The organism is Granulicella sp. dw_53 (assembly GCF_018449545.1).
Taxonomy (GTDB): Bacteria; Acidobacteriota; Terriglobia; order Terriglobales; family Acidobacteriaceae; genus Edaphobacter.
In genome coordinates this window covers 406,919-423,032 of record NZ_JAAVUR010000002.1, presented here as the reverse complement: position 1 = coordinate 423,032, position 16,114 = coordinate 406,919, and the positions used below count along the sequence as shown (strand labels likewise).

At 60.9% G+C, this 16,114-nt stretch carries 9 protein-coding genes; 7 read left to right on the top strand and 2 right to left on the bottom strand.

Going from position 1 to position 16,114, the window contains the following annotated elements; all coding sequences use genetic code 11:
• Positions 1-272 precede the first annotated feature (272 nt).
• From HB393_RS04720 to HB393_RS04705, 4 genes are read left to right on the top strand one after another with little or no spacing between them, the layout of a single operon-like run.
• Entirely contained in the window at positions 273-3,437 is a 3,165-nt protein-coding gene (locus HB393_RS04720; protein ID WP_213803987.1) for an efflux RND transporter permease subunit, read from the top strand.
• A gap of 46 nt (positions 3,438-3,483) precedes the next feature.
• A complete protein-coding gene (locus HB393_RS04715; RefSeq protein ID WP_213803986.1) occupies positions 3,484-4,776 on the top strand; it encodes an efflux RND transporter periplasmic adaptor subunit in 1,293 nt (430 codons plus the stop codon).
• On the top strand, positions 4,773-6,218 hold the full coding sequence (locus tag HB393_RS04710; RefSeq protein ID WP_213803985.1) for an efflux transporter outer membrane subunit: 1,446 nt from the start codon (positions 4,773-4,775) through the stop codon (positions 6,216-6,218). Before HB393_RS04715 ends, HB393_RS04710 begins: the two co-directional genes overlap by 4 nt.
• A 26-nt stretch (positions 6,219-6,244) precedes the next feature.
• Positions 6,245-6,985 (top strand): GntR family transcriptional regulator, encoded by a 741-nt coding sequence (locus HB393_RS04705; RefSeq protein ID WP_213803984.1) that lies wholly within the window; start codon positions 6,245-6,247, stop codon positions 6,983-6,985.
• Positions 6,986-7,026: 41 nt separating this feature from the next.
• Here HB393_RS04705 and HB393_RS04700 read toward each other — a convergent pair whose 3' ends face one another.
• Entirely contained in the window at positions 7,027-8,391 is a 1,365-nt protein-coding gene (locus tag HB393_RS04700) for a sigma-54 dependent transcriptional regulator (RefSeq protein WP_345945034.1), read from the bottom strand.
• Positions 8,388-9,533: an ATP-binding protein gene (locus tag HB393_RS04695; protein WP_255550789.1), complete on the bottom strand. Its 1,146-nt coding sequence runs from the start codon at positions 9,531-9,533 to the stop codon at positions 8,388-8,390. The genes HB393_RS04700 and HB393_RS04695 overlap by 4 nt, the downstream gene beginning before the upstream one ends.
• Before the next feature lie 298 nt (positions 9,534-9,831).
• On the opposite strand from HB393_RS04695, the gene HB393_RS04690 reads away from it, so the two are divergent.
• Genes HB393_RS04690 through HB393_RS04680 form a run of 3 tightly spaced genes read left to right on the top strand, consistent with a single transcriptional unit; the run spans position 9,832 to position 15,518 of the window.
• Positions 9,832-11,181 (top strand): TolC family protein, encoded by a 1,350-nt coding sequence (locus HB393_RS04690; RefSeq protein ID WP_345945033.1) that lies wholly within the window; start codon positions 9,832-9,834, stop codon positions 11,179-11,181.
• Positions 11,182-12,372 carry an efflux RND transporter periplasmic adaptor subunit gene (locus HB393_RS04685; protein ID WP_255550788.1) on the top strand — a complete coding sequence of 397 codons (1,191 nt, stop codon included), beginning with the start codon at positions 11,182-11,184 and terminating at the stop codon, positions 12,370-12,372.
• 2 nt (positions 12,373-12,374) lie between these two features.
• A complete protein-coding gene (locus tag HB393_RS04680) occupies positions 12,375-15,518 on the top strand; it encodes a CusA/CzcA family heavy metal efflux RND transporter (RefSeq protein WP_213803983.1) in 3,144 nt (1,047 codons plus the stop codon).
• Positions 15,519-16,114: the final 596 nt, after the last annotated feature.

Here is a 16,114-nt window from a genome sequence, read left to right as displayed (position 1 = left end):
CCGTCTTCGAATACATCAGTTCTCGCTGACTTCGAAGGCAAGCTTCACGAAAATTAATTTCCCAAATGCGGAATAGAGACCGGCCTTTTGTGTATCTCTATCCCGGACGTTGCGGAATATATTCTTCATCGATTTCTTATCTTTCAGAAACAACTTTTCACATATTTGCTGAATCGTTGCAAAATCCCGAACGTCTAAAAGTAAATTATCGATAATTCCGGCCTCTCGGATTATCGCTCGAATGACCGGCTTTTAAACCGCAAGGGAACTCTATGTGGATTGTTCGTCTAGCCTTACGGCGCCCGTATACCTTCGTCGTCCTGTCCATCCTGCTTCTGATTCTGGGACCAGTGACGATTGTTCGCACACCCACCGATATCTTTCCAAATATCGATATTCCGGTGGTAAGCATCGTGTGGCAGTATGCAGGATTATCCGCCGACCAGATGTCAGGCCGCATCGTCACCATCACCGAACGTACCTTGAGCACGACGGTAAATGACATCGAGCACGTCGAGTCGCAGTCGCTGAACGGAACCGCGGTGGTGAAGATCTTCTTTCAGCCACACGTAAACATCAGCATGGCGATCGCGCAGGTCACCGCGGTCTCGCAGGTTCAGTTGAGGCAGCTTCCGCAGGGCACGACTCCGCCGCTCATCATCGCCTATAACGCCTCCAGCGTGCCGATTCTGCAACTTGCCCTCTCTGGCAACGGACTCTCCGAGCAGGAACTGAACGACCTGGGACAGAACTTCCTGCGCCCACAACTGATCACGGTAGAAGGCACCGCGATTCCCTACTCCTATGGAGGCAAACAGCGTCAGGTGCAGATCGACCTGAACACGCAGGCCTTGCAGGCCAAGGGTCTGGCGCCCTCCGACGTAACCAACGCAATCGGAAACCAGAATCTCATCCTGCCCTCCGGCACCACCAAGATGGGCCAGTTTGAGTACAACGTCGAAGTGAACGGCAGTCCGGATAACGTCGACGACCTCAATAAAGCACCCATCAAGGTAGTCAACGGAACACCGATCTATGTCAGCGATGTCGCCCACGTACGCGACGGATTCCCGCCACAGACCAACATCGTCCGTTCCGATGGTCAACGCGGATCGCTGATGACAGTTCTGAAGTCAGGCAGCACTTCGACCCTGGACATCGTAAAGGGAATTCGCGGACTGCTCCCGCAGGTCGCTGCGACGTTGCCCGAGGCGCTTCGCATCACGCCCATCGGAGATCAGTCGATCTTCGTGCGAGCTTCCATCAATGGTGTAGTCCGAGAGGCCGTCATCGCTGCGTGCCTCACCGCCATCATGATCCTGATCTTCCTGGGAAGCTGGCGCAGCACCATCATCATCGCCGTATCGATCCCTCTTTCGATCCTCTGCTCGATCATCACCTTGAGCGCCCTTGGCGAGACGATCAACATCATGACGCTGGGCGGACTAGCGCTCGCGGTCGGCATCCTGGTCGACGACGCCACGGTTGAGATCGAGAACATCAATCGCAACCTGGAAGAAGGCAAGGAGATCGAACAGGCCATCCTCGATGGAGCAGCGCAGATCGCTGTTCCGGCCTTCGTCTCCACGTTGAGCATCTGCATCGTGTTTGTGCCGATGTTCTTTCTAAGCGGCGTGGCGAAGTTCCTCTTCGTTCCGCTGGCTGAAGCCGTCGTCTTCGCCATGCTGGCCTCTTATCTGCTCTCCCGCACCATTGTGCCGACGATGGCCAAGTACCTGCTGAAGACGCACGACGAGCATGCGGAAGCGAATAAGGGCAAGAGCAAGAACCCGCTGGTGCACTTCCAACTCGCCTTCGAGCGCGGCTTCGAAAAGCTGAGGGGCGGATATCACAACCTGCTCAAGACCACGGTGGCGCATCCTGTCATCTTCACCATCTGCTTCTTCGCCGCCTGTCTTGCGTCGTTGACGCTCTACCCCTGGCTAGGCCAGGACTTCTTCCCTGCCGTCGATGGTGGACAGTTCAAACTCCATGTGCGCGCTCAGACCGGCACCCGTATCGAAGAGACAGCGCGGCTATGCGATCTGATCGAAGACAGCATCCGCCAGGAGATTCCGAAGAGCGAGCTGACGAACATCCTGGATAATATTGGTCTGCCTTACTCCGGTATCAATCTCTCTTACAGCAACTCGGCCGCCATCGGGCCCGCCGACGCCGATATCCAGGTCTCCCTCGCAGAGAAGCACAGACCCACGGACGAGTATGTTCACGCACTCCGCGGCAAACTCGCGAAGCAGTTCCCCGGAGTGACCTTCTACTTCCTGCCTGCCGATATCGTCAGTCAGATTTTGAACTTCGGACTTCCTGCTCCTATCGACATCCAAGTCGTTGGCCAGAACGTCGAAGGAAATCGCCGCTACGCCAATAAGCTCATCAACCAGATCAAATACATCCCGGGAACCACCGACCTGAGAATTCAGCAGGCCTTCAACGCACCCAAGCTGCAGATCGATATCGATCGAACCAAGTCGCAGCAGGCGGGCTATACGGCGCGTGACGTCGCAAACAACCTGTTGGTTGCTCTCAGCGGAAGCTTCCAGACAGCGCCGACCTTCTGGTTGAATCCAAAGAACGGTGTAAGTTACAACATCGCCACCCAGACACCGCAATACGAGACGGACACTCTGCAAGGCCTGGGCAATCTGCCCATCACCAGCTCCGCCGGAACTCCGCCTCAGATTCTGAACAGCCTCGCTGCCATCCGTCATGGTCAGGAGTCCGGAACCGTATCGCACTACAACGTGCAACCGGTGCTGGACCTCTACGGGTCCGTGCAAGGCCGCGATCTCGGCGGCGTCTCCAAGGACATCAACCGTATCGTGGCGGAGACTAAGAAAGACCTGCCGCGCGGATCGCGAGTCGTCGTCCGCGGTCAGGTACAGACGATGAACGCCTCCTTCATCGGCCTTCTGGGTGGACTGATCTTTTCGATCGTGCTGGTCTACCTGCTCATCGTCATCAACTTCCAATCCTGGATGGACCCCTTCGTCATCATCGCCGCGTTGCCGGCGGCTCTGGCTGGGATCGTATGGTTCCTCTTCCTCACCCGCACCACGTTGAGCGTTCCGGCACTGACAGGATCCATCATGTGCATGGGCGTCGCCACGGCGAACAGTATTCTCGTCGTCAGCTTCGCCAAGGAGCAGATGGAAGAGCAGATGACAGCGACCGAAGCCGCTCTCGCAGCCGGATTCACCCGCTTCCGACCCGTTCTGATGACGGCGCTGGCGATGATCATCGGCATGGTGCCGATGGCGTTAGGCCTCGGTGAAGGCGGCGAGCAGAACGCGCCTCTCGGACGCGCCGTAATCGGAGGACTGATGCTGGCGACACTTTCCACGCTGTTCTTTGTTCCGACCTTCTTCAGCCTCGTCCATGCAAGGGATAAACATACAACGGTTGTGTTAGCCGACTAAGTTTCACGCCGGGATACCGGCTGCACTACGGAGAAAGAGAAACATCATGAGCAACGATCCAGGACAAAGATCTCCAAACGATCACCCCGAATCCATTCGTTCGGCGACGACAAATAACGGTAGTGGCAGGGCGCACGAAGGTGGCAGTTCAGCCGCTCCGCCGAAGCGCTCCCGCGGCCGCATGATTCTCATTCAACTGATCCTCGTTGCCGTCGTGGCACTCCTCGTAGTCAGCGGCATCGTTCCGAGACTGCGATCGCGCAAAGCCCTGGCTGCGGAGACCAACGATCTGGCCGCGCCGACGGTTCTGGTCGTACAGCCGAAACGCGGCGCGCCCTCGCAGGAGATCCAGTTGCCGGGCAACATTCAAGCCTTCGTGGATGCGCCGATCTACGCCAGAACCAACGGCTACATCAAGCACTGGTACTTCGATATCGGAACTCACGTCAAGCAGGGACAACTGCTCGCCGAGATCGAGTCGCCCGAGGTCGATCAGCAGCTCTCCCAGGCCGAGGCAGATCTTGGAACGGCATTGGCCAACGCCCATCTCTCCACCATTACCGCCAACCGTTTCTCCGATCTGATCAAGCAGGACGCCGTATCCCAGCAGGATACGGATAACGCATTGAACGATCTCGCCGCCCGCAACACCGCCGTCAAGTCCGCGCAGGCGAACGTGGACCGGCTCAAACAGTTGGTCGGCTTCGAGAAGGTCTACGCACCCTTCGACGGCGTTGTGACTGCACGCAACACCGATATCGGCCAATTGATCGACTCCGGCTCCTCCGGCGGACAGACCCGTTCGCTCTTCCAGATGGCGGCCCTCAACAAGCTGCGTGTCTTTATCAGCGTGCCCCAGATCTACTCGCAGGCAGCCTCTCCCGGCCTGACGGCCGATCTGACCTTCGCAGAGTTCCCTGGCCGCCGCTTCCAGGGCAAGCTCGTACGCACCGCGAATGCGATCGATCCGACCTCACGCACCTTGAACGTTGAAGTGGATGTCGACAACTCCAAGGGAGAGCTCTTCCCCGGAGCCTACACAGAGGTTCATCTGAAGCTGAAGGAGAGCGTGCCGACAATAACCGTGCCGGTAAGCGCCCTCCTATTTCGCCAGGAGGGCCTGAGGGTCGCCATCGCCAAGAGCGACAACACAGCAGCCCTGGTGCCTGTGACGATGGGTCGTGACTTCGGCGACTTCACCGAGATCGCCACCGGACTGACAGGACAGGAACGGATCATCGCCAACCCGCCCGACTCCATCATCGACGGCGAGCATCTCGACGTCCGTACAGAAAATCAAAAGGCGGCTGCGGCCGTTCCGAAGGTCGCAGGCAAATGAACAGACCTACCTCCATCCAGATAGCCTCGTTGGCCTTCACCTGCAGCCTTCTCGCTCTGAGCGGCTGCATGGTCGGCCCGAAGTACGTCCAGCCAACGCCGCCGCCGCCTCCCGCTGCCTACAAAGAGACGCCGTCCAACTGGGCCCAGGCGTCCCCGCAGGATCAGCTACCCAAGGGCAACTGGTGGGGGATCTACAGCGATCAGTACCTCAATTCGCTGGAAGACAAGATCGCCGTCTCCAACCAGACCTTGAAGGTCTCATACCAGCAGTACATGAGCGCCCGTGACCTGGTCCGGCAGGCGCGCTCCCAGCTCTTTCCGACCGTCGGCGTGCAGCCCTCCGGCTCACGAGTCCAACTGTCGAACAACCGTCCCAACTTCTTCCCGACCACCGCTTCGCAATATAGCGACACCGTCCTGTCCGGAGACGTCTCCTACGAGGTCGATCTCTGGGGACAGGTTCGCCGAACCGTCGAAGCCGCCCGCGAGAACTCGCAGGCCAGCGCGGGCGATCTCGAAAACGTCAGCCTCAGCCTGCACGCGGAGCTCGCCTTCGACTACTTCACCCTGCGCGGCCTGGACCTGCAGAAGCAGCTCCTGGATGCAACCGTCATCGACTTCGAGAAGGCCCTGCAACTGACCGAAGCCCGCTTCCACGGCGGCGTCGCCTCGGACGTCGACGTAGCGCAGGCCCAGACTCAACTGGAGACCACACGCGCCCAGGACATCGAGACCGGCGTAGAGAGAGCGCAGTTTGAACACGCCATCGCCGTCCTGATCGGCCAGACGCCCTCCACCTTCTCGGTCCCGCTCGCCCCGCTCGACTCGACTCCGCCGCAGATCCCCTTGGGCGTGCCGTCCGAGCTTCTGGAGCGCCGTCCCGATATCGCCGCCTCAGAGCGTAGGGTCGCAGCCGCGAACGCTCAAATCGGCATCGCAATAGCGGCCTACTATCCGCAGATCGCGCTCTCCGCAAGTGGAGGCGTCGAGAGTACAGCCATCGGCACACTGCTGCAAGGTCCTAGCACCCTCTGGTCCGTCGGCGGATCCGCCTTCCAGACCGTCTTCGACGGAGGACGCCGGCGCGCAGTCACCCAACAGGCGCGGGATAATCACGCCGCCGTCGTAGCCAGTTATCGAGAAAATGTACTCGAGGCATTTCAACAGGTCGAAGACAATCTAGCCGCGCTGCGCCTGCTCGAACAGGAGTTGGCGACACAGCAACGCGCCGTAACTGCGGCTCGTAGGTCCGTAGACCTATCGACCACGCGCTACAAACGTGGTATCACAACTTATCTGGAAGTTCTCACCGCGCAGAGTATCGCCCTGACAGATGAACGCACTGCCGCCGACTTGATGACTCGGCGGATGACGGCAAGTGTTCAACTCATCAAGGCACTCGGCGGCGGCTGGGATAGAGCCCAGCTGCCAAAGATGTAGTCGGCAGAGCCCGTACCTCGAAGATTATGCCCAAAGCCGACGCCGTCAATCCGCGAACCACTCCTGCTCTGCGTCGAAAGCCTGACCTCGCTCTCGTGGAGCCATCTCTTCCGCTGGAACAGACGGCTCCAAAAGCCACCGAGGAGATATACAAGTCCGTTCGCGACCGTATCCGATGGACTCTGCTGAAGCGAATCTCCGAGGGCGTCTACCGTCCCGGAGAGCGCCTTAAAGAGTTGAAGCTGGCCCAGGAGTTTCACGTCAGCCAGGCTCCGGTGCGGGAGGCCTTCCGCGAATTGGAGACACTCGGCGTCCTCATCTCGGAGCACTACCGCGGAACACGCGTCCGCGAGATCTCAAACCGGGAGACCCAGGAGGCGTATCACCTGCGCGGTTACCTGGAGGAGATCGCCGCACAGCTCATCCCTCTGGAGCGACTGCAAGACGAGATCGCAAATATCGAAGCGCTGCAGGAGACGATGCGGGGAGCGGCACTCTCCGGCGATATGGATGGCTTCGCTCGCGCCAACGTTCAGTTTCATCGAACCATCGTCAGCCTCGCACCGAACCAGATGTTGCTGAAGGTCTGGGAATCGCTCGAGATCGGCATGCGATCGCAGCTAACCTTGCAAAAAAAGTTAAGCACCATGCATCTGCTGGCAGAGCTTCACCAGCCCATCGTCGACTCGTTGAAACTACAAGACCTGAAACAAACCGGGGTGCTCTTGAGAGAACACTCCTTTTCGTTCTTGAAGGAATGGACCTAGGGCATGCCTTCAGGACACGACTCGGCACCGGCCCTCACTGCTCAATCTCCAACGATGCCATGCTTCTCCATGCGGTAGATGAGCGTGCGCCGGCTGATGTCGAGATATCGCGCCGCATGCGTCTGATTTCCTCCAAAGCGCTCTAGCGCCCGGCTGATCAGCTCGCGTTCGATCCCCTCCAGGCTGATGCCCTCCTCCGGCAGATCGAACCATAAAGAGTCGCTGCCTGAAGTAGGTGGCTGTAGCTCCTCAGGCAGCTCTTCGACCGAGATCAAATCGCTCTCAGAGAGCACCAGCATCCGCTCCAGAACGTTCTCCAGTTGCCGAACGTTCCCCGGCCAGCGATACACCGTCAGCCGTTGGCGGACCGCGGCGGAGATGCTGACGTTCGTCAGGCCATGCCGCGCCTTCGCCCTGTCGAAGAGCACATCGATCAGCTCCGGAATATCCTGACGACGCTCACGCAGCGGCGGAATTAGCAACGGCACAACAGCCAGTCTGTAGTACAAGTCCTCGCGGAACGTGCCATCCTCCACCATCGCCGCAAGGTTTCTGTGCGTCGCTGCCACCACCCGTATATCGACCCGCACCGGCGTGCTGGCTCCCACCTTCGCGAGCTCTCCCTCCTGCAGCACGCGCAGCAGCTTCACCTGCGCATCGAGCGGCAGTTCACCCACCTCATCCAGAAACAGCGTGCCGCCGTCCGCCGCCTCGATGCGTCCAGCCTTGTTCGTAAACGCCCCTGTAAATGCGCCTCGCGTGTAGCCAAATAACTCCGACTCGATCAAGTCCTTCGGAATGGCTCCGCAATGGATCGGTACGAACGCCTTATTACGCCGGCGGCTGTTATGGTGAATCGCGCGCGCAATCAGTTCCTTACCGGTGCCAGTCTCCCCTTGAATGAGCACCGTAGCATCGTGCTGCGAGACACGCGCCGCCTGGTCGAGGACTCGCAGAAAATTCTTCGATCGTCCCGCAATCCCCTCGAAGCCATAGCGCTGATCAAGCGCCGATCGCAGAGTGCGTACCTCTTCCAGCAGGTTCTGCCGCTCCATCGCACGATGCACCACCAGCACCAGCGCGTCGAAGTCGAGTGGCTTCGTCACATAGTCGTATGCGCCGATCTTCATCGCCTCCACCGCGCTCTCAACCGTGCCAAAGGCCGTGATCACAATGACCGTCGTCTGCAGACCATCCTTCCCAACGCTGCGTAACAGCTCGAGCCCGCTGTTCGGCATGCGCAGATCCGTAATCACCAGCGAAGGCCGCAGCTCCGGCAACATCGTATAGGCCTCATCACCATCCGCGGCCAGCGAGACCTCGTATCCCGCCTCCTCCAGTTGGATCTTCATGACCCGGCGCAAACTACTGTCATCGTCGACGACCAGAATTCGATTGTTACTCACGATAGGTCCGCTCTCTCTGGCTTACTCTCGAAGCTCGACACCGGCGGCCGTTCAAACGGGAGCTCCACCCGGAAGACCATTCCCATCCTGCGGTCGGTGTTGGGTCGGCACGTAAGCGCTCCGCCATGCTGTGCAATGATGTTCGCCGCAATCGCAAGCCCCAGCCCCGTACCGTTCTCCTTGGTGGTGAAGAATGGATCGAAGATGCGCTCAAGATCCTCGGAAGGAATGCCGTGCCCCTCATCCACCACCTCAACACAAAGTCTGTCGCGCTCCAGCATACTGCGAATCACCACCGTCCCATGCTCCTCCGTGGCCTGCACCGCGTTGAGGATCAGATTCAATAGCACCTGCTTGATCTGCTCCGGATCACAGTCGATCTCTCGAAGCTTCAGCGGGATCTGCTGCCGCAGCTCCACATTCTGCCGTGTGGCCACATGCTGCGTTAGCACCGCAACCGACTGAATTACAGAGACCGGCTCCGTCCTCTGAAAACGCGGCAGCCGAGGACGTGCAAAGTCGAGGAAGTTCGTCAGCAGCTTGTTGAGCCGCAGCGACTCCTTCATCAAAATATCGAGACACTCCTCGCGGCTGGCCACCGGAGCCTGCCCTCGCGCCAGTATGCCCGCAGCCCCGCTGATACTCGCCAGCGGATTGCGTATCTCATGCGCGAGACTCGCCGCAAGCTGCCCCGCCGCCGTCAACCGCTCCGTCTTCTTCATCTGTTGAATGTTCGCGCTTAGCTCCGTGTACACGCGTTCGAGTTCGAGCTTGGTCGCCTCGACCCGCAGCCGCTGCATTCGCTCACGGTCCGCTACGATCCCCGCAATGACACCCGCGGCTCCAAAGGTGCTCAGCTCCACCACCTGGTCCTGTGCATCGACCGGCATCCGGTGCCAGTGGCGATAGATCGAGGGCGACTGCAGCACCGTAGCCAGCACCAGCGCCTTCAACGCGCCCCGCCAGCCGAAGATCATCCCCGCCAGCATCAGCGGCAAAATATTCAGGTGATGCAGGATATTGTGCAGCACCACCGCATGCGGCGGGATCAGCCACGTCGCAATCGCCAGCGCAACTATCATCGCCCCGATCAGCGCGGCCTTTACACGCGGGGAAAATCTCCTGGTCGATGCGATCGGCATACCCTCATTCTCCCACGCTGCCCGTCGCGGCAGAGGCGGCACAAGAGTGGGATCCGCAAAGCGAAGCATGAACGAGATCTGCATCGCAGAACACACTGCAATTGGCCCGCCAATCGTTACATATGCAATTGGCCCATATCCACCGTCCCCGCTACCTTCATACCTCGACCAGATGTTCCATTTGGGCGGTTTACGCAGTCATCCCTGTTCCATTTGGGACACCTCAGCCTCGATCCTCCACGATTAGCCGCTTTTTGCCGCGTTTCCGTTTGGCGAGTCAATTGCCATAGATCCATTCGTGATCTCCTTGCGACGCATCGCCTTTGTCGTTCTGCTACCTGCGCTTACCTGCGCCGCACAGACGATCCCTCCGTCCCCATCTCCTCAACTGTCCTTGCCCGCCCCTGCCGCTCCGCCTCACAACACCACAGCTCCACCGGATCCAAGCTTTCAACCCACTGCCTCCGCCCAGCCCATCACTCTGCAAGAGGCCATCGCCATGGCCGAACGCAACAACCCGCGTCTACGTGGAGCAGCAGCCGCCACCGCCCGCGCCGCGGCAGCCACGCGAACAGCGACGGCCTACATCAACCCCACCATAGAGATCTACGAGGGCCGCCAATACGCCCGTCCCATCCCAACCCCCGGCGTACCTGGTCTGCTCCAGCACTACGCCGGCTATCAGGCCATCGAGATCCCTCGCGAGCGCACCGCACGCCGTCGCGCCGCAGAGCTCGCCAGAACCAGCAGCCAGTTCGGCGAAGCCGCCGTCACCCGCTCCGTCACTGCCAACGCCAAGCAGGCCTTCTACAACGTCCTGCGCCACCGCGTTGAAGTAGAACACGCCCAGGAGAACCTTCGCCTCGTCGAAGATCTGCGCAGACGCGTCGAAGTCGAGGTAAGAGTCGGAGAGAAGGGCCGCCTCGAACTCACCCGCGCCGAAGCCGAGATCGCCCGCGCCAGCTTCACCGTTCGCAGCGCCCAACTGGAGCTGGCCAACTCCATCGCCTTGCTTCGCGTCGCCATCGCCGCTCCAGCCGACGCCAACCTCGACCCTCGCGGCGCACTAGAGCCTCGCGTCCAGCTCCCACCCCTCACCCAGCTTCGCGAGCTTGTCCTCAACTCCCATCCCGTCATCGCGCAATTCCAGACCGAAGTCCAACGCACCGAGGCTATGCTGCAACGCGAGCGCGCCCTCCGCATCCCCCAGCCGACCTTATTCGCCGAGTTTGAAAACCAGCCCGACCTTCGCTTCTGGCGCACCGGCGTCAGCATCCCAATCCCGCTCTGGGACCGCCGCCGCGGCCAGATCGACGAGTCGAAGGCCACCATCTCCCAATCCAACGCGGAGCTGGATCAGCGGCGTCTCGAGCTCATCTCCGCCACCGAACGCGCCTACGAGCAATATCAGCTCGCCGACCAACAGACCGTCTCACTGGAGTCCGGCGAGCTTCGCGCAGCGGAGAGCGCCGTCGACGCAGCCAAGGCCGCCTACCGCTTCGGCGAACGCGGCATCGTGGAAGTGCTCGACGCACAGCGCGTCCTGCAGAGCGTCCGGGGCGACCTCGTCGAAGCTCAGTTCGCACGTCAGTCCGCCCTCATCGACCTTGAAGAACTCGGTGCCATCGCGCCCGAAGGAAGGCCTTAAATGTTCGCTCTCCGACACACCCCGCAGACCATGCGTCGCCTGCAGACCTGCGCCCTCACCGCTCTCCTCGTCGGATCGATCTTCCTCACAGAAGGCTGCAAGAAGAAAGTCGCACCAACCCCAGTCGCCGAGCAAGGCGACCCCGCGGAGATCACCGTAACCCCCGAGCTAGGCAGCAACCTCAAACTCGGCACCCCACAGATGCGGGACGTCCTCGGCACCCTGCAGGTATCCGCGCACGTCCAGACAGACGCCAGCCGCATCGCACGAGTCGGCTCACCCGTCGCCGGACGCATCCTCAAACTCCTCGTCTTCGAAGGAGAGTACGTGCACGCAGGCACGACCCTCGCCATGCTGCACAGCACCAGCCTCTCCGACACCCAGCTCTCCCTCGTCAAAGCCTTCTCCCAGCAGACCCTCGCCGAAGCCGCGGCCCGCCGCGCCGAACAGCTCGTCGCCGCCGACGTCATCGGCCAGGCCGAGCTCGAACGCCGCCGCGCCGAGCTCCTTCAGGCCAACGCCGAAGTCGCATCCTTCCGCACCCAGCTTCGCGGCCTCGGCATGACCGAAGCCCAGATCCAGAACCTCGAGAAAACCCGCCGCCTCAGCGCCGACTACCCCATCGTCACTCCCAACAGCGGCACCGTGCTCGAGCGCAAAGTCACCATCGGCCAGGTCGTCCAGCCCGCCGATCCCGCCTTCACCATCGCAGACCTCTCCAACGTCTGGATCGTCGCCAACGTCCCCGAAGAAGACGCCGGCCGCCTGCAGCGAGGCATGGAGGTCGTAGTCCGCATCCCCGCTCTGCCAACAGAAAAGATCGGCGGCCACCTCTCCTACGTAGCCCCCATCGTCGACCCCGCAACACGTACCGTCGAAGTCCGCATGGAGCTCCCTAACACTCACTCCCTCTTCAAACCCGATGAGCTCGCCACCATGATCTTCACCGGCTCTACCGCCCGCGAACTCACCATCCCCCAGACCGCCATCGTCCGCGAAGACAACAAAGACTACGTCTTCGTAGAGACCGCGCCCAACAAGTTCCTCCTCCGCGAGGTCGAACTTGGCGACGAGGTCGAAGACCGGCGCGTCCTCCGCAGCGGCGTCACCCAACCCGAACGCATCGTCCTTGATGGAGCCTTCCACCTCAACAATCAGCGGAAGCAGAACGCCATCAAGGGAGGCAAGTAGCCATGCTGCAGTCCATCATCGCGGGCGCGCTGCGGCAACGTCTCATCCTCGTCGTCGTGGCGTTAGTCCTCGTCGGCTTCGGCGTCAACGCCTCGCAGCACCTCTCGGTGGACGCCTTCCCTGACGTCGCCAACGTCCAGGTCCAGATCGCAACCGAGGCCTCCGGAAAATCCCCCGAAGAAGTCGAGCGCTTCGTTACCATCCCCATCGAGATCGCCATGACCGGCCTTCCCGGCATGACCGACATGCGCTCCCTCAACAAGCCCGGCCTCTCCCTCATCACCCTCGTCTTCGAAGATGGCAGCAGCCTCTACCTCGAACGTCAGATGGTCTCCGAGCGCCTCTCCGAGCTGCGCGACCGCATGCCCGAAGGCGTCACTCCCGTCCTCGGACCCATCACCAACGCCCTCGGCGAAGTCTTCCAGTACACCCTCGAGCTTCCCGGCGAGAGCAAGCGGAAGCGCACCCTGACCCGCGACGAGCTCATCGAGCGCCGCACCCTCGAAGACTGGGTCGTACGCCCGCTCCTCCGCTCCATCCCCGGCGTCGCCGAGATCAACTCCACCGGCGGCTACGTCAAGCAGTACGAGACCCTCGTCGACCCCCAGAAGCTCCACTACTACAACCTCACCATCGGCGAGGTCCGCAACGCCCTCGCCCGCAACAACGCCAACGCCGGCGGCGGCATCCTCCCCCAGCACGCCGAGCAGTACCTCGTCCGCACTGTCGGCCTGGTTCGCGACCTCGACGACATCCGCAACGTCGTCCTCAAGGAGAGCGGAGGCACCCCCGTCTACATCCGCGACGTAGCCGAAGTCCGCATCGGCACCGAAGTCCGCTACGGAGCCATGATCAAGAACGGCTACACCGAAGCCGTCGGCGGCGTCGTACTCATGACCATCGGAGGCAACGCCAAAGAGATCGTCGGCCGCGTCAAGCAACGCGTCGCGGAGATCAACGAAAAACACATGATCCCCGGTGGGTTACAAATCGTCCCCTACTACGATCGCTCCCAGCTCGTGGACGCCTCCATCCACACCGTCACCGAGGTCCTCGCCGAAGGCATCGTCTTCGTGGTCATCGTCCTCGTGCTTTTCCTCGGCGACATCCGCTCCAGCCTCATCGTCAGCGCCACCCTCGTGGTCACGCCGCTGCTCACCTTCCTCATCATGAATCAGATCGGCCTCTCCGCGAACCTGATGTCCCTGGGAGGCCTCGCCATCGCCATCGGCCTCATGGTCGATGGCTCGGTCGTCGTCGTCGAAAACGTCTTCGCCAAACTAAGCCACGCCCGTCACGCCTCCCAAGACACCATCACCACGCGAGAAAAAATCAACATCGTCCTGGGAGCAGTCACCGAAGTCGCCACGCCCGTACTCTTCGGCGTCACCATCATCATCCTCGTCTTCCTCCCGCTCATGACGCTCGAAGGCATGGAAGGCAAAATGTTTGCGCCACTCGCTTACACCATCGCCATCGCCCTGGCCATCTCGCTGGTGCTCTCGCTTACCCTCTCGCCAGTCCTCTCCTCCTACCTGCTCAAGGGCGGCTCCGAGGACGACACCCGCCTCGTCCGCACCCTGCGCCGTCCCTACAACGCCATGCTGCGGTGGGCGCTCGCACATCGCAAGATCAGCGTCGTCACCGTCGTAGCGATGTTCATCTTTGCCCTCTGCCTCTTCCCCTTCCTCGGCACCGCCTTCATCCCCGAGATGCAGGAAGGCACCCTCTCCCCCAACGCAGACCGCGTCCCCAACATCTCCCTCGAAGAGTCGCTCAAGATGGAGATGGCCATGCACAAGTCCATGCTTCAGGTGCCCGGCGTCGAGAACGTCGTCTCGCGCATCGGCCGCGGTGAGTCCCCCGCCGACCCCGCCGGTCCCAACGAAGCCGACGTCCTCGCCTCCCTCACCCCCTTCGACGAACGCCCCCGCGGCATGACCCAGGACAAGATCGCCGAACAGATGCGAGCCCGCCTCGCCTCCATCCCCGGCATCAACCTCGTCATGTCGCAGCCCATCAGCGACCGTGTCGACGAGATGGTCTCCGGCGTCCGCGCCGACGTAGCCGTCATGCTCTACGGCGACGACCTCGACCTCCTCGTCGAGAAGGCCGGCGAGATCGCCCACGTAGCCAGCGGCATCCAGGGTACGCAGGACACACGCATCGACCGCGTCGGCGGCCAGCAGTACCTCACCATCGAGATCGATCGCCACGCCATCGCCCGCTACGGGCTCAACGCCGCCGACGTCAACGACATCGTAGAGACCGCCATCGCCGGCAAAGCCGCCACCGAGATCTACGAAGGCGAGCGCCGCTTCCAGGCCATCGTCCGCCTCCCCAACCTCCTCCGCGACAGCGTCGAAGACATCCGCGACCTGCAGATCAGCTCCCCCGCCGGCCCCCGCATCCCTCTCAAAGATCTCGCGACCGTAAAGGTCGTCGAAGGTCCCGCGCTCATCAATCGCAGCATGGGCAAACGCCGCATCGTCGTCGGCGTCAACGTGCAGGAACGCGACCTCGGCGGATTCGTAGAAGAGCTCCAGGGCAAGGTCAATGAACAAGTAAAACTTCCCGCCGGCTACTTCATCGAGTGGGGCGGCCAGTTCCACAACATGGAGCGCGCCCTGCATCACCTCATGATCATCGTGCCCATCACCGTAGCGGCGATCTTCTTCCTGCTCTTCGTCCTCTTCCGATCGGTACGCTTCGCCGCACTCATCATCATCGTCCTCCCGCTGGCCTCCATCGGAGGCGTCCTCGGACTCTTCCTCTCCGGCGAATACCTCTCTGTCCCCGCCTCCGTGGGCTTCATCGCGCTCTGGGGCATCGCCGTCCTCAACGGCGTCGTACTCGTCTCCTACATCCGCAAGCTCCGCCAGGAAGGCATGGAGCAGGACGAAGCCGTACGCGAAGGCGCAAGACTCCGCTTCCGCCCCGTCATGATGACCGCCACCGTCGCAGCCCTGGGCCTGGTCCCCTTCCTCTTCGCCACCGGCCCCGGATCAGAGATCCAACGCCCCCTCGCCATCGTCGTCATCAGCGGACTAGTAAGCTCAACAGGCCTAACCCTCCTCCTCATCCCAGCCATCTACGCCTTCTTCGAAGGCAAAGGAGAGGTCGAACCCTTCGAATACGAAAGCTAAAAACAACCCCGCCCGTGCCACAATGCTTTAAACAAGCGCAACCAAAAATTTGTCATCCTGAGCGAAGTAACTCGCAGCTTCATCGCGAGTTGCGCAGTCGAAGGACCCGCGGTCGCACTTGCCGTTGCCTGTTTTTGCCATTGCTCTCCTCAACCAGACACGACAGCCCGGGTGCCCCATCCTTCGCGCCTTTGCCTTTCGCGAAGGGTGGGAACCTCAACAGCCCGCAGCCGCACTTGCCGTTGCTGTTTTAGCCGACGCTGTTGCAGTTGCTGTTTTGTCGTTGTTGTTGCAGTTGCTTGTTTTACGCCGTCATCCTGAACGCAGTGAACCCCTGTATTTTGCAGTTGTAGTTGTAGTTGTAGTTGTCGTTGTCGTTGCTTTTGCTTTTGTTTTTGTTTTTGTCGTCGCCATTGCTGTTGCTGTTGCAGTTGCAGTTCGGATTAAGCGTAGGGCTTTAGCCCTACGAAAAAAGCCCACCTCACAAGGGGCTTTAGCCCCGAGCCCTCTCCCACCCCGCCTTCGCGCAAAAGCAAACCCAACAAAAAAGAGAGCCCATCCCAAGCCTCCTCTGGAATATCCCCAACCCACCAGTG

Excerpts from the sequence above, each read along its gene's own strand:
- HB393_RS04680 (WP_213803983.1), top strand. The coding sequence starts at position 12,375 with ATGCTGCAGTCCATCATCGCGGGCGCGCTGCGGCAACGTCTCATCCTC.
- HB393_RS04715 (WP_213803986.1), top strand. The coding sequence starts at position 3,484 with ATGAGCAACGATCCAGGACAAAGATCTCCAAACGATCACCCCGAATCC.
- HB393_RS04710 (WP_213803985.1), top strand. The coding sequence starts at position 4,773 with ATGAACAGACCTACCTCCATCCAGATAGCCTCGTTGGCCTTCACCTGC.
- HB393_RS04695 (WP_255550789.1), bottom strand. The coding sequence starts at position 9,533 with ATGCCGATCGCATCGACCAGGAGATTTTCCCCGCGTGTAAAGGCCGCG.
- HB393_RS04705 (WP_213803984.1), top strand. The coding sequence starts at position 6,245 with ATGCCCAAAGCCGACGCCGTCAATCCGCGAACCACTCCTGCTCTGCGT.
- HB393_RS04720 (WP_213803987.1), top strand. The coding sequence starts at position 273 with ATGTGGATTGTTCGTCTAGCCTTACGGCGCCCGTATACCTTCGTCGTC.
- HB393_RS04685 (WP_255550788.1), top strand. The coding sequence starts at position 11,182 with ATGTTCGCTCTCCGACACACCCCGCAGACCATGCGTCGCCTGCAGACC.